The organism is Rhodococcus sp. Leaf225 (assembly GCF_001426145.1).
Lineage (GTDB): Bacteria > Actinomycetota > Actinomycetes > Mycobacteriales > Mycobacteriaceae > Rhodococcoides.
The window spans coordinates 386,911-404,391 of record NZ_LMRN01000025.1 but is presented as its reverse complement, the minus strand read 5'-3'; the positions used below and the strand labels follow the sequence as shown (position 1 = coordinate 404,391).

General features: G+C 69.1%; 20 protein-coding genes and 1 riboswitch. Of the genes, 8 read left to right on the top strand and 12 right to left on the bottom strand.

The genetic code is table 11. From position 1 onward, the window contains the following. The first annotated feature begins 2 nt into the window (after window positions 1-2). Window positions 3-917 carry a DAPG hydrolase family protein gene (locus tag ASG69_RS20250; protein ID WP_200933863.1) on the top strand — a complete coding sequence of 305 codons (915 nt, stop codon included), beginning with the start codon at window positions 3-5 and terminating at the stop codon, window positions 915-917. A 9-nt stretch (window positions 918-926) separates the two neighbouring features. On the opposite strand, the gene ASG69_RS20245 is transcribed toward ASG69_RS20250, so the two are convergent. Continuing rightward, complete coding sequence (locus ASG69_RS20245; protein ID WP_056443717.1) at window positions 927-1,631, bottom strand: GAF and ANTAR domain-containing protein; 705 nt, start codon at window positions 1,629-1,631, stop codon at window positions 927-929. A 95-nt stretch (window positions 1,632-1,726) separates the two neighbouring features. Here ASG69_RS20245 and ASG69_RS20240 point away from each other — a divergent pair, with 95 nt between their 5' ends. From ASG69_RS20240 to ASG69_RS20230, 3 genes are read left to right on the top strand one after another with little or no spacing between them, the layout of a single operon-like run. Further along, window positions 1,727-2,788, top strand: coding sequence for an NAD(P)H-binding protein (locus tag ASG69_RS20240; protein WP_056443714.1), 1,062 nt, complete (start codon window positions 1,727-1,729; stop codon window positions 2,786-2,788). A 45-nt stretch (window positions 2,789-2,833) separates the two neighbouring features. Next, window positions 2,834-3,748 carry an SDR family oxidoreductase gene (locus tag ASG69_RS20235; RefSeq protein WP_056443710.1) on the top strand — a complete coding sequence of 305 codons (915 nt, stop codon included), beginning with the start codon at window positions 2,834-2,836 and terminating at the stop codon, window positions 3,746-3,748. A 35-nt stretch (window positions 3,749-3,783) separates the two neighbouring features. Further along, complete coding sequence (locus ASG69_RS20230) at window positions 3,784-4,965, top strand: zinc-dependent alcohol dehydrogenase (protein ID WP_027506400.1); 1,182 nt, start codon at window positions 3,784-3,786, stop codon at window positions 4,963-4,965. An 8-nt stretch (window positions 4,966-4,973) separates the two neighbouring features. Here the strand turns inward: ASG69_RS20230 and ASG69_RS20225 are convergent, their stop codons facing one another. Further along, window positions 4,974-5,336 carry an STAS domain-containing protein gene (locus ASG69_RS20225; RefSeq protein WP_056443708.1) on the bottom strand — a complete coding sequence of 121 codons (363 nt, stop codon included), beginning with the start codon at window positions 5,334-5,336 and terminating at the stop codon, window positions 4,974-4,976. 207 nt (window positions 5,337-5,543) lie between these two features. Between ASG69_RS20225 and ASG69_RS20215 the strand changes: the two genes are divergently transcribed. Next, a complete protein-coding gene (locus ASG69_RS20215) occupies window positions 5,544-7,478 on the top strand; it encodes an acetoacetate--CoA ligase (protein WP_056443703.1) in 1,935 nt (644 codons plus the stop codon). 9 nt (window positions 7,479-7,487) lie between these two features. Here ASG69_RS20215 and ASG69_RS20210 read toward each other — a convergent pair whose 3' ends face one another. Further along, window positions 7,488-8,345 carry an NmrA family NAD(P)-binding protein gene (locus ASG69_RS20210; protein WP_197027820.1) on the bottom strand — a complete coding sequence of 286 codons (858 nt, stop codon included), beginning with the start codon at window positions 8,343-8,345 and terminating at the stop codon, window positions 7,488-7,490. Window positions 8,346-8,489: 144 nt separating this feature from the next. Between ASG69_RS20210 and ASG69_RS20205 the strand changes: the two genes are divergently transcribed. After that, window positions 8,490-8,888, top strand: a complete 399-nt coding sequence (locus ASG69_RS20205; RefSeq protein ID WP_197027821.1) for a winged helix-turn-helix transcriptional regulator — start codon at window positions 8,490-8,492, stop codon at window positions 8,886-8,888. Here the strand turns inward: ASG69_RS20205 and ASG69_RS20200 are convergent. Beyond that, a complete protein-coding gene (locus ASG69_RS20200; RefSeq protein ID WP_027506404.1) occupies window positions 8,885-9,118 on the bottom strand; it encodes a DUF3072 domain-containing protein in 234 nt (77 codons plus the stop codon). The genes ASG69_RS20205 and ASG69_RS20200 overlap by 4 nt on opposite strands. Before the next feature lie 167 nt (window positions 9,119-9,285). Between ASG69_RS20200 and ASG69_RS22625 the strand changes: the two genes are divergently transcribed. Beyond that, complete coding sequence (locus ASG69_RS22625; protein ID WP_155957078.1) at window positions 9,286-9,447, top strand: hypothetical protein; 162 nt, start codon at window positions 9,286-9,288, stop codon at window positions 9,445-9,447. A 32-nt stretch (window positions 9,448-9,479) separates the two neighbouring features. Here ASG69_RS22625 and yczR read toward each other — a convergent pair whose 3' ends face one another. The 3 genes from yczR to ASG69_RS20185 form a co-directional block, all read right to left on the bottom strand. After that, window positions 9,480-10,943, bottom strand: a complete 1,464-nt coding sequence (gene yczR / locus ASG69_RS20195; protein ID WP_056443700.1) for a MocR-like transcription factor YczR — start codon at window positions 10,941-10,943, stop codon at window positions 9,480-9,482. A gap of 44 nt (window positions 10,944-10,987) precedes the next feature. After that, window positions 10,988-11,350 carry an LGFP repeat-containing protein gene (locus ASG69_RS20190; protein ID WP_056443694.1) on the bottom strand — a complete coding sequence of 121 codons (363 nt, stop codon included), beginning with the start codon at window positions 11,348-11,350 and terminating at the stop codon, window positions 10,988-10,990. 127 nt (window positions 11,351-11,477) lie between these two features. After that, a complete protein-coding gene (locus tag ASG69_RS20185; RefSeq protein WP_027506406.1) occupies window positions 11,478-12,767 on the bottom strand; it encodes an adenylosuccinate synthase in 1,290 nt (429 codons plus the stop codon). A 292-nt stretch (window positions 12,768-13,059) separates the two neighbouring features. Between ASG69_RS20185 and ASG69_RS20180 the strand changes: the two genes are divergently transcribed. Beyond that, on the top strand, window positions 13,060-13,722 hold the full coding sequence (locus ASG69_RS20180; RefSeq protein ID WP_235579017.1) for a hypothetical protein: 663 nt from the start codon (window positions 13,060-13,062) through the stop codon (window positions 13,720-13,722). Here the strand turns inward: ASG69_RS20180 and ASG69_RS20175 are convergent. The 5 genes from ASG69_RS20175 to ASG69_RS20155 form a co-directional block, all read right to left on the bottom strand. Then, window positions 13,719-14,561: an energy-coupling factor ABC transporter ATP-binding protein gene (locus ASG69_RS20175; protein WP_037186296.1), complete on the bottom strand. Its 843-nt coding sequence runs from the start codon at window positions 14,559-14,561 to the stop codon at window positions 13,719-13,721. The genes ASG69_RS20180 and ASG69_RS20175 overlap by 4 nt on opposite strands. Beyond that, window positions 14,558-15,313: a cobalt ECF transporter T component CbiQ gene (gene cbiQ, locus ASG69_RS20170; RefSeq protein WP_027506408.1), complete on the bottom strand. Its 756-nt coding sequence runs from the start codon at window positions 15,311-15,313 to the stop codon at window positions 14,558-14,560. The genes ASG69_RS20175 and cbiQ overlap by 4 nt, the downstream gene beginning before the upstream one ends. Next, window positions 15,314-15,640 carry an energy-coupling factor ABC transporter substrate-binding protein gene (locus ASG69_RS20165; protein WP_056444321.1) on the bottom strand — a complete coding sequence of 109 codons (327 nt, stop codon included), beginning with the start codon at window positions 15,638-15,640 and terminating at the stop codon, window positions 15,314-15,316. Next, window positions 15,633-16,316: an energy-coupling factor ABC transporter permease gene (locus ASG69_RS20160; protein ID WP_056443683.1), complete on the bottom strand. Its 684-nt coding sequence runs from the start codon at window positions 16,314-16,316 to the stop codon at window positions 15,633-15,635. Before ASG69_RS20160 ends, ASG69_RS20165 begins: the two co-directional genes overlap by 8 nt. 1 nt (window position 16,317) lies before the next feature. Further along, window positions 16,318-16,464, bottom strand: a riboswitch (adenosylcobalamin (AdoCbl) riboswitch). Between the two features lie 57 nt (window positions 16,465-16,521). Beyond that, complete coding sequence (locus ASG69_RS20155; protein ID WP_056444318.1) at window positions 16,522-17,436, bottom strand: cation diffusion facilitator family transporter; 915 nt, start codon at window positions 17,434-17,436, stop codon at window positions 16,522-16,524. Window positions 17,437-17,481: the final 45 nt, after the last annotated feature.

Sequence of the window (17,481 nt, the reverse complement as noted above, 5' to 3'; positions counted from 1 at the left end):
CCATGAGTCGTCGCGGGATGTTGGGAGCGGCCGCCGTCGCCGCGGGAGCGGTCACGGTGGGGATCGCCCCGCGCGTCCGCGCAGCGCCGACACTCCCCTCGGCGGCCTGCGCCGTTCGCTATCCCGGCTACCGCGGCGCCGACTTCGCGCTCCCGTACGCCCGCTACATGCAGGCCCGGACCGCCCCCGCGCCGCAGATCGTGGCCGACGCCTTCGCCGGCCCGGCGCTACCGGCGGGAGCAGTGCCTCGGTTCGAGGACATCACGCGCGATCTCGGCCCGACCGGGACGTCCGCGGTGGAGACCGGGTACGGCCAGGGCGCCGACGGAGTGGTCTTCGTGGCGGTGCGCACCGTCATGCCGAGAGTCACTGCGGCCATGTGGGACTGGTGGTTCGGGTGGCACTCCAGCGAGGCCGCGCGCTACAAGTTGTGGCATCCCGACGCGCACCAGTTCGCTGCCCTGGACACCGACCTCACCACCGCCGACCTCACGGACCGGCAGAAGTACATCGGCAACACCACCTACGTCGACGAGTACGTGGGGCCGAAACTGCAGCAGCTCGGGATCAACTTCCGAGACCCGGTGGCGCACGGGTTCACCGTGCCGTCGGATCAGACCATCGTCTTCGGCCGCGTCGGGAGCAGCATCGCCCCCGTGGACCTGGGGTGGCTCGCCCACCAGGTCCGCCCGATCGAGGGCGGCGCCGAGATGCGCAGCCGGTTCCACCTGAACCTCCGCGGCCTGCACGTACCGAACGTGACGCAGGCCGCGTGTGCGGTGGCCCGTGGTGCGTCGGTCGATCCGACCGATCTGCAGCTGAGCCTCAACCTCGGTCGTGACCTGCTGATGCACTGCGGGCAGGAGATGAATCACCTCGCGGCGTTCCTCCCCGAACTGCACGCCGAGTTCTCGTGACCCGGCACCTCAGCGAGCCGACTCCGACCCCTTCTCCACCAAGTGGACCGACAACCGGCAGATCGGGGTGTTGGAGTCCTGGGACAGCCTGGTCAGCAGGGTGAAGGCCTGCTGGGCGTCGACGCCGAAACGCTCCATGATCATGCCCTTGGCCTGCCCGATGACGTCCCGGGACGCCAGGGCCGAATGCAGTTGATCCTCGACCCGACCCGCTGTCAGAGCGATCGCGGCGTGGGTGGCGAGCGCCTCCCCGACCATGATCGCGTCGTCGGTGAAGGCTCGGGGCTCGAACGCGAACAGGTTCAGGGCACCGAAGGTGTCGCGGTGGGTGAAGAGCTGGAAGGAGAGCGAGCTCCGCACGCCCTCCGCCACGGCGATCGGCGCATACTTCGGCCACCGGGTGTCGGTGGTCAGATCATCGGCCCGCACCACCGCGGTGGTGGTCGCCGCGTCCAGGCACGGGCCCTCCCCGAACTCGATCTGAGCTGCGTCGAGCCGCGGCGGAAGGGACGACGTGGGCCCGTGCGAGGTGAACGACGACCTGCCCGAGATCGCCACCACGTCGGCGGCGTCCGTTCCGGGAACCAGATCGAGGGCCGCCTCGGTGACCCTGCGCAACGTGTCGTCGAGATCGGTGTGCGCCGTCAGGTCGCGAGCGAATGCCGCCAGCGCCGACGCGATGTCCGACGGCTCCCGTTCTCGAGACGCGTTCATCCGACCTCCTCGAGCAGCAGCGGGCATGACACTCGGCACAGATTGACCGCGACCGGGGACGGGTAAACCAGGACCACTCACTCGAAAGGCATGTCTTGCGCATCCTGGTCACCGGGTCCACCGGCTACATCGGCTCACGTCTCGTTCCCATCCTGCTGGGCGACGGTCACGACGTGCTCGCCGCCATGCGCGACGACAGCAAGGCGTCCTCCTTCAGCTGGGAGGACGACGTGACGCCGGTCCACTTCGACATCACCGACGAGAAGTCCATCGACGCCGCGCTCGAGGGTGCGGACGCGGTCGTCTACCTCGTGCACTCGATGGACGACGGCGACTTCGTGACCAAGGATCGCGAGGCCGCGCAGGCCGTCGCGCGCGCCGCGGAGAAGCACGGCGTGGGCCGCATCGTCTACCTGTCCGGCCACGTGCCCGACGACGACGAGGACCTCTCCGACCACATCACGTCCCGCCTGCAGGTCGAGGAGGTCTTCCTCAACTCGTCCGTCCCGGCGACGGTGTTCCGGGCGGCCATCATCCTCGGGTCCGGCTCCACCTCGTTCGAGCTCGTACGCAGGATGGTCGAACGGCTCCCGTTCACCCCCGTGCCGAGCTGGATGGTGAAGAAGGTGCAGCCGATCGCGACGACCGACGTCCTGCACATCATCGCCGCCGCTCTCGGTGACGAGCCCATTCCGGGGTCGTACGACATCGGCGGGACCGAGGTGCTCACCTACCCCGAGTTGCTCACCCGCTACGCGACCATCGCCGAACTGTCGCGGCCCCAGTTCCGCGTGCCGCTGGTTCCCACACCGATCGTCGGGCGAGCCGTCGCCGCCATCACACAGATGCCGCCCGGCACCGTGATCTCGTTGGTGGACAGCCTGCATCACGACATGATCGTCCGTCGGGGCAACGCGGCCACGGACACGTTCGCGCACGCCGTCGACTCTCTCGTGGGTATCGACGAGTCCATCAGGCGGTCGCTGACGGTCAGCTCGCACGACGGCACCGACGCCGAGGGCACCACCGACCCGCAGTCCGCGGCGGACACCGACCCCTCGTGGGCCGGCGGCGTCGTGTCGATCGGCCGAGACGGACGGGTGCGTCACGACGTGTCGGGACGATTCTCGCGAGCGCTGTTGCACCCGCGTTCCTGAGGCGGGACCAGGATTCCCGGTCGGGTACGCGGGTACCCGGCCGGTATGACTTCTTCGAACGGCTCGATCGACCAGTACACCAAGAGAGACCCGCGTACCGCCTACGCGACGCCGGATCGCGAGGGGCAGCAACCGATCTCGCATCCCGGGCTGACCGAGGACATGCGGACCACCCCCGACCACGGGGAGTCCACCTACCGCGGATCAGGGCGGCTCACCGGCCGGAAGGCACTGATCACCGGAGCGGACAGCGGCATCGGCCGCGCCGTCGCCCTGGCGTTCGCGCGCGAGGGCGCCGACGTCGTGCTGTCGTACCTCGAGTCCGAGGAGCCCGATGCGCGCGAGACGGTGCGGCTCGTCGAGGAGGCCGGCCGCCGGGCCGTCAGCGTCCCCGGTGACATCCGCGACGAGGCGCACTGCGACGCCCTGATCGACACCGCGGTGCGCGAACTGGGCGGTCTCGACATTCTCGTGAACAACGCGGCGTTCCAGATGGCCCAGAGCGGCGGTATCGCCGACATCACCACCGAGCAGTTCGACCGCGTACTGAAGACCAACCTGTACGCGTTGTTCTGGTTGTCCAAGAAGGCTGTGGCCGTGATGGATCCGGGCTCGACCATCGTCAACACCTCCTCCGTCCAGGGCGTGAGCGCCTCACCCGAACTGCTCGACTACGCCACCACCAAGGCCGGCATCATCAATTTCTCCAAGGGGCTCGCGAGCGACGTCGCCCGACAGGGCATCCGCGTGAACGCCGTGGCACCCGGACCCATCTGGACACCGCTGATCCCGGCCACGATGCCGTCGGACAGTGTCGACGGTTTCGGCGACCAGGTGCCGCTCGGACGTCCGGGACAGCCCGCGGAACTCGCACCCGCGTACGTGTTCCTCGCCTCGGGCGAGTCCAGCTACATCACCGGGCAGGTCATCGGCGTGACCGGCGGTTCCCCGATCACCTGAGCATTCCCGCATCCGCACGACACGAAAGGCACATCATGAGAGCAGTGACCTGGCACGGCAAGCGCGACGTCCGCGTCGACAACGTCCCGGATCCGACGATCCAGGATCCGACGGACGCCATCATCGAGGTGACGTCCACCAACATCTGCGGCTCCGATCTGCACCTCTACGAGGTGCTCGGGCCGTTCATGAACGTCGGTGACATCCTCGGCCACGAACCGATGGGCATCGTGCGCGAGGTCGGCAGCGCCGTGTCGACGCTGGCGGTGGGCGACCGCATCGTCGTCCCGTTCCAGATCTCGTGCGGCTCGTGCTTCATGTGCGATCAGTCGCTGTACACCCAGTGCGAGACCACCCAGGTACGCGAGACCGGTATGGGCGCAGCACTGTTCGGCTACTCCGAGCTCTACGGATCGGTGCCGGGCGGCCAGGCGCAGTACCTGAGGGTGCCGCACGCCGACTTCACCCACATCAAGGTCCCGGAGGGCCCGAGCGACGAGCGATTCGTCTACCTGTCCGACGTACTGCCCACCGCGTGGCAGGCCGTGCAGTACGCGGGGGTGCCCGAGGGCGGCTCGCTGACCGTGCTGGGCCTCGGTCCGATCGGCGACATGGCGGCACGCATCGGCACCCATCTCGGATACCGCGTCATCGGCGTCGACCGCGTACCCGAGCGGCTCGAGCGTGCTCGCGCTCGCGGCATCGAGACGGTGGATCTCCGGGCCCACGGAGGGCAGGTCGGAGACGTCGTCCGCGAACTGACCGACGGCCGCGGTACCGACTCGGTCGTCGACGCGGTCGGAATGGAGGCCCACGGCTCACCGGTGGCGAAGGCCGCGCAGCAGGTGGCGGGTCTGCTCCCGGACGCCCTCGCGAAACCGTTCATGGAGAAGGCCGGAGTGGACCGCCTCGACGCGGTCTACTCGGCGGTCGACATCGTCCGCCGGGGCGGCACGATCTCACTGTCCGGCGTGTACGGCGGCGCGGCGGATCCGATGCCGATGATGACCATGTTCGACAAGCAGATCCAACTGCGCATGGGTCAGGCGAACGTCAAGAGGTGGGTCGACGACATCATGCCGTTGCTGACGGACGACGATCCGTTGGGCGTGGACGATTTCGCGACCCACACCCTGCCGTTGACGCAGGCGCCGCACGCCTACGAGATCTTCCAGAAGAAGCAGGACGGAGCCGTGAAGATCATCCTGCGTCCGTGACGAGCGGGTCAGCTCGCGAGCGGCTCCGGTTCCACCGAAGCCACGACCGGCACGAGACGGGTGAGGCCGAGGACACCGAGAGTGCGCCGCACCCGAGGTGACGGCGAGATCACGACGTCGATCGCGGTCGGGGCGTCCGACAGGACGTCCTCGATCGCGGTCACGCCGGCCGAGCTGAAGAACCGGACGTCGGTGAGGTCGACCGTGACGGGGCCGTCCGAGACGGCCGCTCGGAGGCAGCGGGTCAGGTCGCGCGCGGTGACGAGGTCGACGTCGCCACGGACGGCGACGATGCGGCGGCCGTCGTGGCCTGCGTGGACGACGACGTCGAACGGGCTGGAGGAGTGGTGGGAAGGAGCAACCGTGGTCATCATGTTCCTTCTGCGGCGCTGCTCGGACGCGGTGTCTCGCACCGGTACCGAGGGTGTAGCGAAGGGCCCTGGGCTGGACCGCCTTGCAGACAACTCTGATCGATCGACATCGCGGTTCGGCGAACCGGAACATCACGATCAGGTCACGGCGGGTAACGGAATGATCACGGCGCCGGGCTCGCCGAGCGGGTTCATCAGACTGTCCTCATGAACCCCCGCCCTCTCGCCCGGTTCTCGGACTCGGTCGTCACGTTCACGGGACGCTCGTCTTCCGACTACGGCGCACTGCATCGCTGGTCGGTCGACGAGCCGGAACAGTTCTGGGCCGGCGTCAGCACCTTCTTCGACGTGCCGCTCACCGGTCACGAGTCCGTCCTGTCCCCCTCGGAGGACCCCCGCGTGTTCAGCGGGCGGCAGTGGTTCCGGGGTGCCCGCGTGAACTACGTGGATCGCGTACTGGCGTGGTGCGACCGGTCACCCGAGTCCGTGGCGATCATCGACGACACCGAACCGGGCGGGCTCGGCACCCGCACATCGTCGTACGCGGAACTGGCCGAGCAGATCTCCTCGATCGCCGCCGCGCTGCACCGCCTCGGCGTGCGGAGCGGCGACCGGGTGGCCGGTTACGTCCCGAACACGACCGAGGCCGCCGTCGCGTTCCTCGCCACCGCCGCACTCGGCGCCGTCTGGACCTCGTGCGGGCAGGACTACTCCGCGGCCGCCGCGGTGGACCGGCTCGGACAGCTCGAACCGACGGTGTTGGTGACCGCCGACGGCTACCGCTTCGCCGGTGTGGACCGCGACCGCCGGGACCAGGTGGCGGTACTGCAGGCCTCGATTCCCTCCCTGCGCGCGGTGATCGCCTTCTCCCGACTCGGCACCGACGTACCCGGAGCCGTCCGATGGGACGATCTGCTCGACGAGGGGCGCGGTGGCCCACGGGTGCTCCCCGAGCCTGTCCCGTTCGACCACCCACTGTGGGTGCTGTTCTCCTCCGGCACCACCGGGCGCCCCAAGGGCATCGTTCACGGCCACGGCGGTGTTCTGCTCGAGCACCTCAAATCTGCTGCGCTGCAGTCGGACATGACCGAGGACGACGTGTTCCTCTGGTACACATCACCCAGCTGGATGATGTGGAACTACCTGCTGGCCGGGCTGCTCGTGGGCTCGACCGTCGTCTGCTACGACGGCAGCCCCGGCCATCCGGACGCCGGCGCACTGTGGGAGCTCGCGGCGCGGCACCGCGTGACCGTGCTCGGCACCAGTCCCGGGTACCTCCTGCACTGCGAGAGTGTGGGAGTCGAACCGGCTCGGGCACAGGACCTCTCGGCACTGCGCATTCTCGGGGTCACCGGGTCGGTCCTCCCCGCCGCGGCGCACGGCTGGGTGGCGGAGCACGTGGGGCGGTCGGTGCACCTCGCGCCGGTGTCGGGCGGCACGGACGTCGTCAGCGGATTCGTGGGAGCGCCCACCGGGGTGCCCGTGGTCCCCGGCGAGATTCCTGCCGTGAATCTCGGTGTCGCTCTGGAGGCGTGGAGCGACGACGGGACCCCGCTGGTGGACGAACCGGGTGAGATGGTCATCGTCGCGCCGATGCCGTCCATGCCCGTCGGGTTCTGGAAGGACCCGAGCGGTGACCGCTACGCCGACGCGTACTTCTCCACATTCCCCGGCGTCTGGCGGCACGGCGACTCGATCACCGTGACCAGCAGGGGCAGCGTGGTGATCCACGGACGATCGGACGCCACGCTCAACCGCAACGGTGTGCGCATGGGCAGCGCCGACATCTACGGCGTGGTCGAGCGCCTGCCCGGCATCGCAGAGAGTCTCGTCGTGGGTCTCGAACGCCCGGACGGCAGCTACTGGATGCCGCTGTTCGTCGTCACGTCCGACGACGTGGAGCTCGACGACGATCTGCGCGAACACATCTCGGCGGCGCTGCGGAGGGAGGCCTCGCCGCGTCACGTGCCGGACGACATCATCGAGATCCGCGCCGTGCCGCACACGCGGACCGGGAAGAAGCTCGAGATCCCGGTCAAGAAGATCCTGTCGGGTGCGGACCCGTCGACGGTGGCCGATCCGGAGTCGGTCGACGACCCCGACGCGCTGCGCTGGTTCGCGGCGCTGGCGCCGGGGTCCTGACCTGTCGGCTCAGCTCAGCGTGGCGCGCAGCGCGTCGACGGCCGAGACCGGCTCACGCTCGAGCAGTCGAGTCAGATCTCCCGACTCGGTGTCGAGGTCGCCGCGGGCGATGCCCGCGTCGGCGCTCGCCAGCATCTGCGCGACGGGCGCGGGCAGTCCCGCACCCTCGAGCGCGCCGATGTGCTCGTCGGTGCTCAGATCCTGGTACTCCACCGGCGCGCCGATGATCTCGGAGATCGCACCCGCCAGACCCTCGTACGTCAGACGCTCGCCGCCCAGCTCGTACACGGCGCCCGCCTGGTCGTCGGCGATCAGCACCGCGGCCGCGGCCGCCGCGTAGTCGGCCCGAGCAGCACCGGCCACGACACCCGACCCGCCGCTCCCGATGATGGCGCCGGTGTGCTGTGCCTGGCCGATCGACGCCGCGTAGTTCTCCCAGTACCACCCGTTGCGCAGCAGCACGGACGGCACGGAGGACGACGCGAGGCGCTCCTCGGTGGCGACGTGCTCGGGCGCGAGACTGATGCCGCTCGTCGGCGCCTTCAGCACACTGGTGTATGCGATGAGCGAGACACCGGCCGCCTCGGCGGCCTCGATGACGTTGGTGTGCTGCGGGATTCGCTTCCCGGGCTCGGAACCCGACACGAGCAGGAGCTTGTCCACCCCGTCGAGAGCGGCGCGCAACGCAGCGGGATCCGCGTAATCGGCGACGCGGACGACGACACCGCGCGCCGCCAGGTCGGCGGCCTTGGCCTCGTCGCGCACCACGGCCACGATGTCGCCCGCGGCGACCCCGTGATCGAGGAGCGATCGAATCACTGCGCTGCCGAGTTGTCCGGTCGCGCCGGTCACCGCTGTCGTGGTCATGAGCATGTCTCCCTGGAGAGTGAGCGTCGTCCGGCGCACCAAGAGGGTGTGCCGCTGCGACCGATTCGGCCGTCGGCACCACTATGCACTTACTAATCGTGCAGTGCAACATTCCTCGTAATCACTTACGGACCAGCTGGTAGGATGGCGCTCGTGCCCGACACCGACCCGACACTCGAAGCCGACGTGTTCTCTCGCCACTGCTCGTCCCGCGACACGATGCAGGACATCACCAGTCGCTGGGGCCTGCTGGCGCTCGCCGCGCTGCACGAGGGGCCGTACCGGTTCGGGGCTCTGCGGCGGCGCGTGGACGGGGTCAGCGAGAGGATGCTGTCGCAGACACTGCAGCGGCTGGAGCGTGACGGGCTGATCACCCGCACCGTGCTCGAACAGATTCCGCCGAAGGTGGAGTACGCACTCACCGACCTCGGGCGCGAGACGGCGACCCGGCTCGTCGGCCTCATCGAGTTCGTCGAATCGACGCTTCCGACCGTGACGGCCGCGCGCGCCGAGTATGACGCGCGCGGCACGGACGGGGTCTAGCTGGTTCCGCGGCCCGTCTCGGACTGCAGCTTGTCGATCATCTCGGACGCCTGCGCCTTGGTCAGGTCCGACGGCACCTCTTCGCCGGCCTCGCGGGCCAGCGTCTCGAGGTAGCTCAACTGGGGGCCGGTGGGCGGCTCGTCGCCGGTGACCCAGTCGGACGGATCCTTCTCCGCGCTCTGGTCGACGTCCGCATTGCCTGTCTTGGTGGTGTCATTCGCATCGCTCATACGTTCGACTGTACCCACGAGTACCTCCGCGCAAACCGACGCGAATCGGCGAGCGGGCAGCCGCCGAGCGCGCCGATCGAGATTCATTCCGGTTTACTCCGTAAGAAACCGATCCAAGTCTCGCGTTTCACAGAATGTTTTCAGTTCGAGGTGCTACAAACGGAATCGTGATAGTCGTCGTGGTCGTCGGAGTGGTGTGGCTGCTGGTCGCCGCGGGTGCCGCAGTGCTGCTCGGACGCGCCGCATCGCGCGCGGACCACGAGGAACTCGGCTCCGAGCTCCAGTGGGACATGGCCGAACTCGATCACGAGGTCTTCGGCTCCCGCTGACTGGCCGACCATTCTCCGTCGGCCGCCCCACGTCACAGCACGACGGCAGAATAATCCCCGTCGGTCGGTTTCAGGGATTGGTACGCGAACGCAATTCGGTCGATCGCAGCCTCCAATCGATCGGCACCCTCCGTGTACGGCAGGCGCACGTGGCGCTCGAACGCCCCCTCCACCCCGAACCGCGGCCCCGCCGCCAGCGCCACCCCGTGCGCCGGCGCGATCGCGGCGAGAGCCGTGGACGCCGCGGCAGGCATCTGAACCCACAACGACAGGCCGCCCGGCGCCGGGTCGTACGACCAGTCCGGCAGGTGCCGCGCCAGAGCCGCCGTCAGCGCATCCCGGTTACCACGGAGTTCCGCGCGGCGGGGAACCAAGATCTCCTCGTGCCGCTCGATCAGTGCCGCGCACGCGAGCTGATCCATGATCGGCGTGCCGATGTCGACGGCGGCCCGCGATGTCGCCAAGCGAGAGATCAGCGGCGGCGACGCCCTGATCCAGCCGACCCGCAGACCACCCCAGTACGCCTTCGACGCGGACCCCACGGTGACGACGGTGCCGGGATGCCCCACCGCCGCGACCGGAGCGGGCGGCGCCTCGTCCAGCCACAGGTCGGCCATCGACTCGTCCACCACCAACGTGGTGCCGGTCCGGCGGGCGTTCGACGCCAGTTCCGCGCGGCCGGCGACATCGAGCAGAGCACCCGTCGGATTGTGGAAGTCGGGCAGCACGTACGCCATTCGCGCCCCCGTCTGCACCGTCGCGTCGCGAATCGCGTCGAGGTCCCATCGCCTCGACGAACGCGCCGATCCAGGGGTCGAGTACTCCCGCGGCCTCAACGGAACGGGCACCGCGCGCGCCGCAGTTCGTCGAATCGCCTCCAGCGCATTGGGATACGTCGGGTGATCGACCACCACCCGGTCACCTGGCGACACCAGCACCTCGAGCAGCAGCCGCCAGGCCTGCTGCGCGCCGGACGTCACCATGATCTGGTCCGGCGACGTGGGCAGCCCCCGCTCGTCGTACCGGCGAGCCAGGGCCTGCCGCAGTGTCGCGAGACCGACCGGCTCGATACCGTGACCTGTGTAGTAGGCCGGAAGTGCCTCCAGCGCAGCGGCGTACGCCTGTGTCACCTCGTCGGACGGGGCGGTGACGGCGGCATGGGTCAGATCGATCACCGACGCCGCCGCGCGGGCCGGCCGCCCCGCCAGGGCGGTCCGCGGCAGTGCGACCGTGCTGCGGGAACCCTGCCTGCTCAACAGGTACCCCTCGTCACGCAGTGCCGCGTACGTGTTGGTGACGGTGGTGCGGGACAGCGACAGGGCTCCCGCCAGATCGCGCTCACTGGGCAGGGCGACGCCCAGGGGGATGCGGCCGTCGTGCACCAGGAGCCGGATCCCGTCGGCGAGTGCCCGGTAGACCGGCCGGTGCCGCCCCGACGGCCGCCAGTGCCCGAGGTCCCGCGACAGAGTCGACGCACCGATCACGCGAGTCACCATGAGGTCCAGTATCCACCTCGGTGGACACCGGGGTGCAGTCCAGTTCAGGCGGTGCGGACGGATCCCATGAGGAATGCCCCGGTACCCGGGAGCCATCCGACGGTGCCGTTCTCGAACACGTTGTAGCGGCCGTGGCCCGTCGGAGTGCGCTTCTCATCGGTGAGCGGGTAGCCGAGCGATCCACTCGGGCCGCCGTGCGCGAGATACCAGGCGAGGATGTCGCCGTGCACCTCGTGCGCGCCGCCCTCGGGGAGCGCGAAGACCGTGGCGTGCTGGAACTCGAGCATGCCGCCGCCGCGCGGCCCCAGCATCAGCTCACCGACACGGTCACCGATCCACGAGTGCTCGAAGCTGAAACGCTCGAACTGGCACTGGAAGACCTCGAGCCCGACGTAGGTGCTGTCCATAGCGGTCCTCCACTGACCTGCTCTCGCTGAGAGGGGGATCCGTGTTGTTCCACCTCATAGCGAACCTGAGCCACAGTATGAGCCATCCTGGCGTTATCGTCACGCCATTTGTGATATCTCGACCGTGTCAGGACAGGATGTCGCGCCGCACGATGGTCTGGTCACGGCCCGGACCGACGCCGATGTACGACATGTACGACCCCGAGAGCTCCTCGAGACGCAGCACGTACCTCTGGGCGTTGACGGGCAACTCCTCGAAGGTCCGCGCCCCCGAGATGTCCTCCCACCACCCGGGCATCTCCTCGTAGATCGGCTTCGCGTGATGGAACCCGGTCTGCGTCATCGGCATGTCGTCGTGACGCACGCCGTCCACGTCGTACGCGACGCAGATCGGGATGGTGTCGAGCGAGGACAGTACGTCGAGCTTGGTGAGGAAGTAGTCGGTGATGCCGTTGACGCGCGTGGCGTACCGCGCGATGACGGCGTCGAACCAGCCGGTGCGCCGGGCGCGGCCTGTGGTGACACCCACCTCGCCGCCCTGCTTGGCCAGGTACTCGCCCGACTCGTCGAACAGCTCCGTCGGGAACGGGCCGGAGCCGACGCGCGTGGTGTACGCCTTCAGGATGCCGAGGACGGTGGTGATCCGACCCGGGCCGACGCCCGAACCCACGGCCGCGCCGCCCGCCGTCGGGTTGGACGACGTGACGAACGGATAGGTGCCGTGATCGACGTCGAGGAGCGTGCCCTGCGAACCCTCGAGCAGCACCGTCTCGCCGCGCTCGAGCGCCTGGTTCAACGCGAGCCGGGTGTCGGCGATGCGGTGCTTGAAGCCCTCGGCCTGGCCGAGCACCTCCTCCACCACCTTCTCCGACTCGAGCGCGCGGCGGTTGTAGATCTTGGCGAGCACCTGGTTCTTGAATTCCAGTGCGGCCTCGACCTTCTGGGTCAGGATCTTCTCGTCGAGGACATCCGCCGCGCGCACTCCGACACGGGCGATCTTGTCCTGGTAGCACGGGCCGATGCCGCGTCCGGTGGTGCCGATCTTGCGGGCACCGAGGAAGCGTTCGGTGACCTTGTCGATGGCCACGTGGTACGGCATGATCAGGTGCGCATCGGCGCTGAGCAGCAGTTTCGACGTGTCCACGTCGCGCTTCTCGAGGCCGTCGAGTTCGGTGAGCAGCACACCTGGATCCACGACGACGCCGTTGCCGATCACGTTGTTCACACCGGGCGAGAGGATGCCCGACGGGATGAGGTGAAGCGCGAACTTGTCGCCGTTCGGCAGCACCACGGTGTGGCCGGCGTTGTTGCCACCCTGGTAGCGCACCACCCACTGCAGTCGCTCGCCGAACAGATCCGTGGCCTTGCCCTTGCCCTCGTCGCCCCACTGGGCGCCGATGAGGACGATTGCCGGCATGTGTTGCTCCATCACTCGGGTGGACAGCCGGACCATCCCGGGCTGTGGCACGTGTCGGAACGCACTTCGTGACGTGCGGAACGCGCACCGACCATGACCGGTGACACAGTGTACCGCCCGAGACGACACGTGCCGCTCACAGCCGACCGCACACCGTACTGCCTGGTCTTCTGTCGCGGCGGCACGGTCAAAGCGACGCGAAATCGAGACCGGGCAAGCGCCTTCCCGGGGTCCACGACGACCGTGTCCTGATTAGGGTGGGGCAGACCCGTCCGGCTGAGAAGGAATTCGCGTGACTCCGTTCGTCTTGCAGTGCGGCAGGCCCTTACTGCCCATCGCGCTGTCCTCGCTACCGCTCACCGCGGTACCCGAGGTGCCGTCGAAGGAGGAGTGCGACGCCCTGCTCTCCGAACTCGACGCGGTGCACGACCCCCGGCTGATCGTGCTCGGCACCGACGCCTCGCTCGCCGCCGTCCTCACCCGGTTGATGCGGCGCGACCGACTCGACATCGAGCTCGCCTACGTCGCCGAGACCGCCAGCGAGGCCAGCCACCTCTTCCGCGTCGGCACCGGATCGCGCGCCGCCAAGGTCGCGCTGTCCGGCACCGCCTCCCCCACTCCCCTCATCCGTGACGACGCCGGATCGGCCGTCGTCGGACTCGCCACCGTCTCGGGGCCGTCGGGCCACCTCGTCGGCGAGGCCTACGTCGACGACACCAAGCTCTTCTCCGGTGAGGTGCCGGGAATCGAGGTCACCCCGACGCTCGAGATGCCGGGACTCCGAGCTCGGGTGCAGGGCAAGCGCGGACTGTTCCGCCGCCGCTGGATCACCGGCCGGGCGATGCAACTCGGAGCCACCGCGGCGCGTCTGACGAAGGACGGCATCGACATCCCCCGCGAGACCACCCGGTCCACCATCTACCGCCACGACAAGCAGTGGTTGCTCGTACGTTAGCGCCGACTGATACTGCTGCTCAGCATCTTTCGTAGTTCTTCGGCGTCCCGTGGTCGCGATCCCGGTTCGAGCATTCCGTCCCGGACGAGGTCCGCCGCGAGCGCCAACGGCCACGGTGTCCGCAACCTGGCCCGTCCCAGCAGGTCGATGTCCGACAGCAACGTCACCGGATCCCCCTGCACCACAGCGCCGTCCACGACCACGGCGACCGAGTGCGACCACTCCAGCGCCAGTGCCACGTCGTGTGTCGACAGCACCACGGTCGTGTGGTGATTCTCCAGGCGGTGCAGCGCGGCGAACATCTCGTCGACGCCCTGCGGATCGAGCCCGGCCGTCGGTTCGTCGAGCAACAGGATGCACGGCCGCATGGCCACGGCGCCGGCCGTCGCGACGCGCTTGCGCTCACCGTAGGACAGCTGGTGCGTCGGCCGGGACCGCAGATGGTCGATGCCCATCACCTCGAGCGCCGCCTCTGTGCGCTCGCGCACCTCGTCGGGCCCCAGGCCGAGGTTCACCGGACCGTAGGCGACGTCTCGGTACACGTCGACCGAGAACAACTGATCGTCCGGATCCTGCAGCACCAGTTGCACTTCCTGGCGATGTGCCCGCAGGCCCGACCGGCTGTGGCGCAGTGCGACGTCGTCGATCTCCACCCGGCCGCCGTCGGGAACGATCGCTCCGGACAGGCACCGCAGCAGGGTCGTCTTGCCCGAGCCGTTGGCGCCCAGGAGCGCCACCCTCGCCGCGGCGGGAACGCTCAGGCTCGCGCCGGCCAGCACCGGCGGCCCGCCCTGATACCGCACCTCGAGGTCGCGGGCGGTGAGCGTGCGGTGGCTCATGCGCGATGTCCCAGCAGGGACAGCGCCACCACGGCTCCCAGCACCGCCACGACGGTCACCAGAAAGCTCGGCGAACTGCGCTGCCGGTCGACCGGATCCGCCGAGACCGCGTCGCCGAACTCGCGACCCGCCAGCCCCGCCTCGAGCCGCGAGGCCCTGTCCCACGACTTGATCAGCACGGCGGCCGTCAGCAGACCCGCGGAATGCAGCGACCGGCGCGGCGACGAGTAGCCGAGGCGGGCGGTCTGCGACTGGCGGATGGTGCGTACCGACGACAGCAGCACGAACAGGAAGCGGTACATCACGGCGGCGACGTCGATGCATGCCTGCGGTACCCGCAGCCGTCGCAACCCGGTCAGGATGTCGATCATCGGTGTCGTGACGGCCAGCAGGAGCACGGCCGACGTCCCGGCGATCGCGTGACCGGACACCTCCAGCGCTCGTCGCGCGCTGTCGGCCGTGACCCCGACACTCCAGTCCGGCGTGGCGGTCACCGTGACGGCGACGGAGACGGCGCCGAGGGCGATGAAGGCTGCGGGCGCGGTGAGCGCACGCAGCACCGGCCGGAGCGGTGTGCGGGCAGCCCCGACGGCCGCACCGAGCGCGACCACCGTGACGATCAGCGCGCCGGGCCACGGCGGGAGCAGCAGCGCGCACAGCACGAGACCCAGCGACAGTGCCGCCTTGTCCCCCACCGCGCGCGTGCGCCACGGACTGGCCCAGGCCGCGTCGTCGACCGCGAGACCCTGCACCTACGTCCGTTCGAGTTCGGTGCGGAGCGCGTCGAGCTTGCGCCGACCGCGCAGCGCCGCCAGCACGTACCCGAGGACGAGCCCACCCAGCGCGGCCTGCAGCGCGAAGAGACCCGACTCCACCTCGCCCGACGTCGGCGAGAACACCGACTCGAACCACGGCACGTAGTCCGGGTGGTCCTCTTCGATCTGCGACGTGGCGGCCGAATCGGTACCGACGAACCGCTCCTCGTCGCCGCTGCGTCCCGCGTCGAGCATCAGCGCGGCGCCGACGATGAGGACGATCCCGAGGACGAGCAGCAGGTTGATCACGGCGTTCCTACGCATCGACGGCACCCTTCTCGCGGCGGAGCACTCCGAGGTCCCGCAGCTCCGGCGTCGCCACGGTCCGCAGGACGCGGAACACCAGCACACCCAGCAGGCCCTCCGCGATGGCGAGCGGAATCTGGGTGACAGCGAAGATGGACAGGAACTTGGTGACGGCTCCGAGTACGCCGCTCTGCGGATCCGGGAACGCGAGCGCTATCTGCACCGACGTCGTGCAGTACGTCGACAGGTCGGCCAGCATCATCGCGAAGAACACCGACAGCGACAGACCGCCGCCCAGCCGGCCGGTGAGACGGAACGCGGCGTACCCCACCCACGGGCCGACGATCGCCATGGAGAACGCGTTGGCGCCCAGCGTCGTCAGGCCGCCGTGCGCGAGCAGCAACGCCTGGAAGAGCAACACCACCGTGCCCAGGAACGCCATGACCGGCGGCTTGAACAACACCGCGCCCAGCCCAGTTCCGGTGGGATGACTCGAGCTGCCCGTGACGGACGGCAGCTTGATGGCGGAGAGAACGAAGGTGAAGGCACCGGCAGCACCCAGCAGCAGACGGCTGCGGGGGTTCTCCCGGACCTGGAGGACGACGGCGCGAGCGCCGTGAACGACGAACGGCGCCGCGGCGCACGTCCAGACTGCCGCGTGAACGGGTGGCAGAAAACCCTCGGCGATGTGCACGAGTGGAACTCCTCAGATTGCGCGTCCGATTCGAGTCTCACGTGCCGGATCGGCGATCTGACTCACGGACGACGAAGCCCGCTCACAGTGGCGCGACCGTTCCGGATTCTCACCGGATTCCCCTCGCCAGCACGTCGCAGGTACTGACCTGCCGTGTCATGGTCGCACAGGTGTTCCGATGCCTGTCACCATCCCGACCGGCCTGCTACCAGGTGAGCTCGTCGCGGCAGGTGGCACCGTGCACCGCGGGCTCGACCTGCACGGTGGCGTGGTCCAGGCCGTAGGCCGAGAGCACTTCCTTCCCGCGGGCCAGCATCACCGATCCGGAACCGTCCGACGTGATGTGCACCGTGGCGACGTCCATGCCGGTGGTGAGGGTCCAGACGTGCAGGTCGTGGACGTCGACGACTCCGGGCAGCGCCCGCAGATCGGCCTCGAGCGCACCGATGTCCACCGACGACGGGCTGGCCTGCGTGAGGATGCGCAACGACTGGCCGGCGAGCGAGAGTGCCCGCGGCACCACCCATAGCGAGATGGCGATACCCACGACGATGTCCGCCCACGTCCAGTCGAACGCCAGGAGCAGCACACCGGCGACGAGCACCCCGACGCTGCCCACGGTGTCCGCGAGCACCTCGAGATAGGCCCCGCGTACCGCGATGGAGTCCTTCGCGTCGGCGCGGATGAGCAGCATGACGACGATGTTGGCGACGAGTCCCGCGGCGGCCGTCAGCACCATCGCGAGGCCCGGGATGTCCGGCTGGTCCCCGATGCGGCGGATCGCCTCGACGAAGATGAAGACCGCGACTCCGAGCAGCAGCACCGCGTTGGCGACAGCGGTGAGCACCTCGGCCCGGTGCCACCCGAATGTCCGTGCGGCAGAATTCGATCCGCGCCGGGCCATCGTGAGCGCGACGAGGCCCATCGACATGCCGATGATGTCGGTGAGCATGTGCCCGGCATCGGCGAGCAGGCCCAGCGAATTGATGATGAGGCCGACGGTCAGCTCGAGGGCGAAGAACGCGACGAGCACGAACCACGCGATCCCCATGCGTCGCAGACGCCCGGTGCCGGCCTCACCTGCCGCCGGTGTGTGCGCATGTCCGTGCCCCGCTCCCATGATCGAGACCATACATGCGAATGTGTGCATATGGTGAGTCACGCT

Excerpts from the sequence above, each read along its gene's own strand:
- ASG69_RS20250 (WP_200933863.1), top strand. The coding sequence starts at position 3 with ATGAGTCGTCGCGGGATGTTGGGAGCGGCCGCCGTCGCCGCGGGAGCG.
- ASG69_RS20245 (WP_056443717.1), bottom strand. The coding sequence starts at position 1,631 with ATGAACGCGTCTCGAGAACGGGAGCCGTCGGACATCGCGTCGGCGCTG.
- ASG69_RS20235 (WP_056443710.1), top strand. The coding sequence starts at position 2,834 with ATGACTTCTTCGAACGGCTCGATCGACCAGTACACCAAGAGAGACCCG.
- ASG69_RS20230 (WP_027506400.1), top strand. The coding sequence starts at position 3,784 with ATGAGAGCAGTGACCTGGCACGGCAAGCGCGACGTCCGCGTCGACAAC.
- ASG69_RS20225 (WP_056443708.1), bottom strand. The coding sequence starts at position 5,336 with ATGACCACGGTTGCTCCTTCCCACCACTCCTCCAGCCCGTTCGACGTC.
- ASG69_RS20215 (WP_056443703.1), top strand. The coding sequence starts at position 5,544 with ATGAACCCCCGCCCTCTCGCCCGGTTCTCGGACTCGGTCGTCACGTTC.
- ASG69_RS20210 (WP_197027820.1), bottom strand. The coding sequence starts at position 8,345 with ATGACCACGACAGCGGTGACCGGCGCGACCGGACAACTCGGCAGCGCA.
- ASG69_RS20205 (WP_197027821.1), top strand. The coding sequence starts at position 8,490 with ATGGCGCTCGTGCCCGACACCGACCCGACACTCGAAGCCGACGTGTTC.
- ASG69_RS20200 (WP_027506404.1), bottom strand. The coding sequence starts at position 9,118 with ATGAGCGATGCGAATGACACCACCAAGACAGGCAATGCGGACGTCGAC.
- yczR (WP_056443700.1), bottom strand. The coding sequence starts at position 10,943 with ATGGTGACTCGCGTGATCGGTGCGTCGACTCTGTCGCGGGACCTCGGG.
- ASG69_RS20190 (WP_056443694.1), bottom strand. The coding sequence starts at position 11,350 with ATGGACAGCACCTACGTCGGGCTCGAGGTCTTCCAGTGCCAGTTCGAG.
- ASG69_RS20185 (WP_027506406.1), bottom strand. The coding sequence starts at position 12,767 with ATGCCGGCAATCGTCCTCATCGGCGCCCAGTGGGGCGACGAGGGCAAG.
- ASG69_RS20175 (WP_037186296.1), bottom strand. The coding sequence starts at position 14,561 with ATGAGCCACCGCACGCTCACCGCCCGCGACCTCGAGGTGCGGTATCAG.
- ASG69_RS20165 (WP_056444321.1), bottom strand. The coding sequence starts at position 15,640 with ATGCGTAGGAACGCCGTGATCAACCTGCTGCTCGTCCTCGGGATCGTC.
- ASG69_RS20155 (WP_056444318.1), bottom strand. The coding sequence starts at position 17,436 with ATGGGAGCGGGGCACGGACATGCGCACACACCGGCGGCAGGTGAGGCC.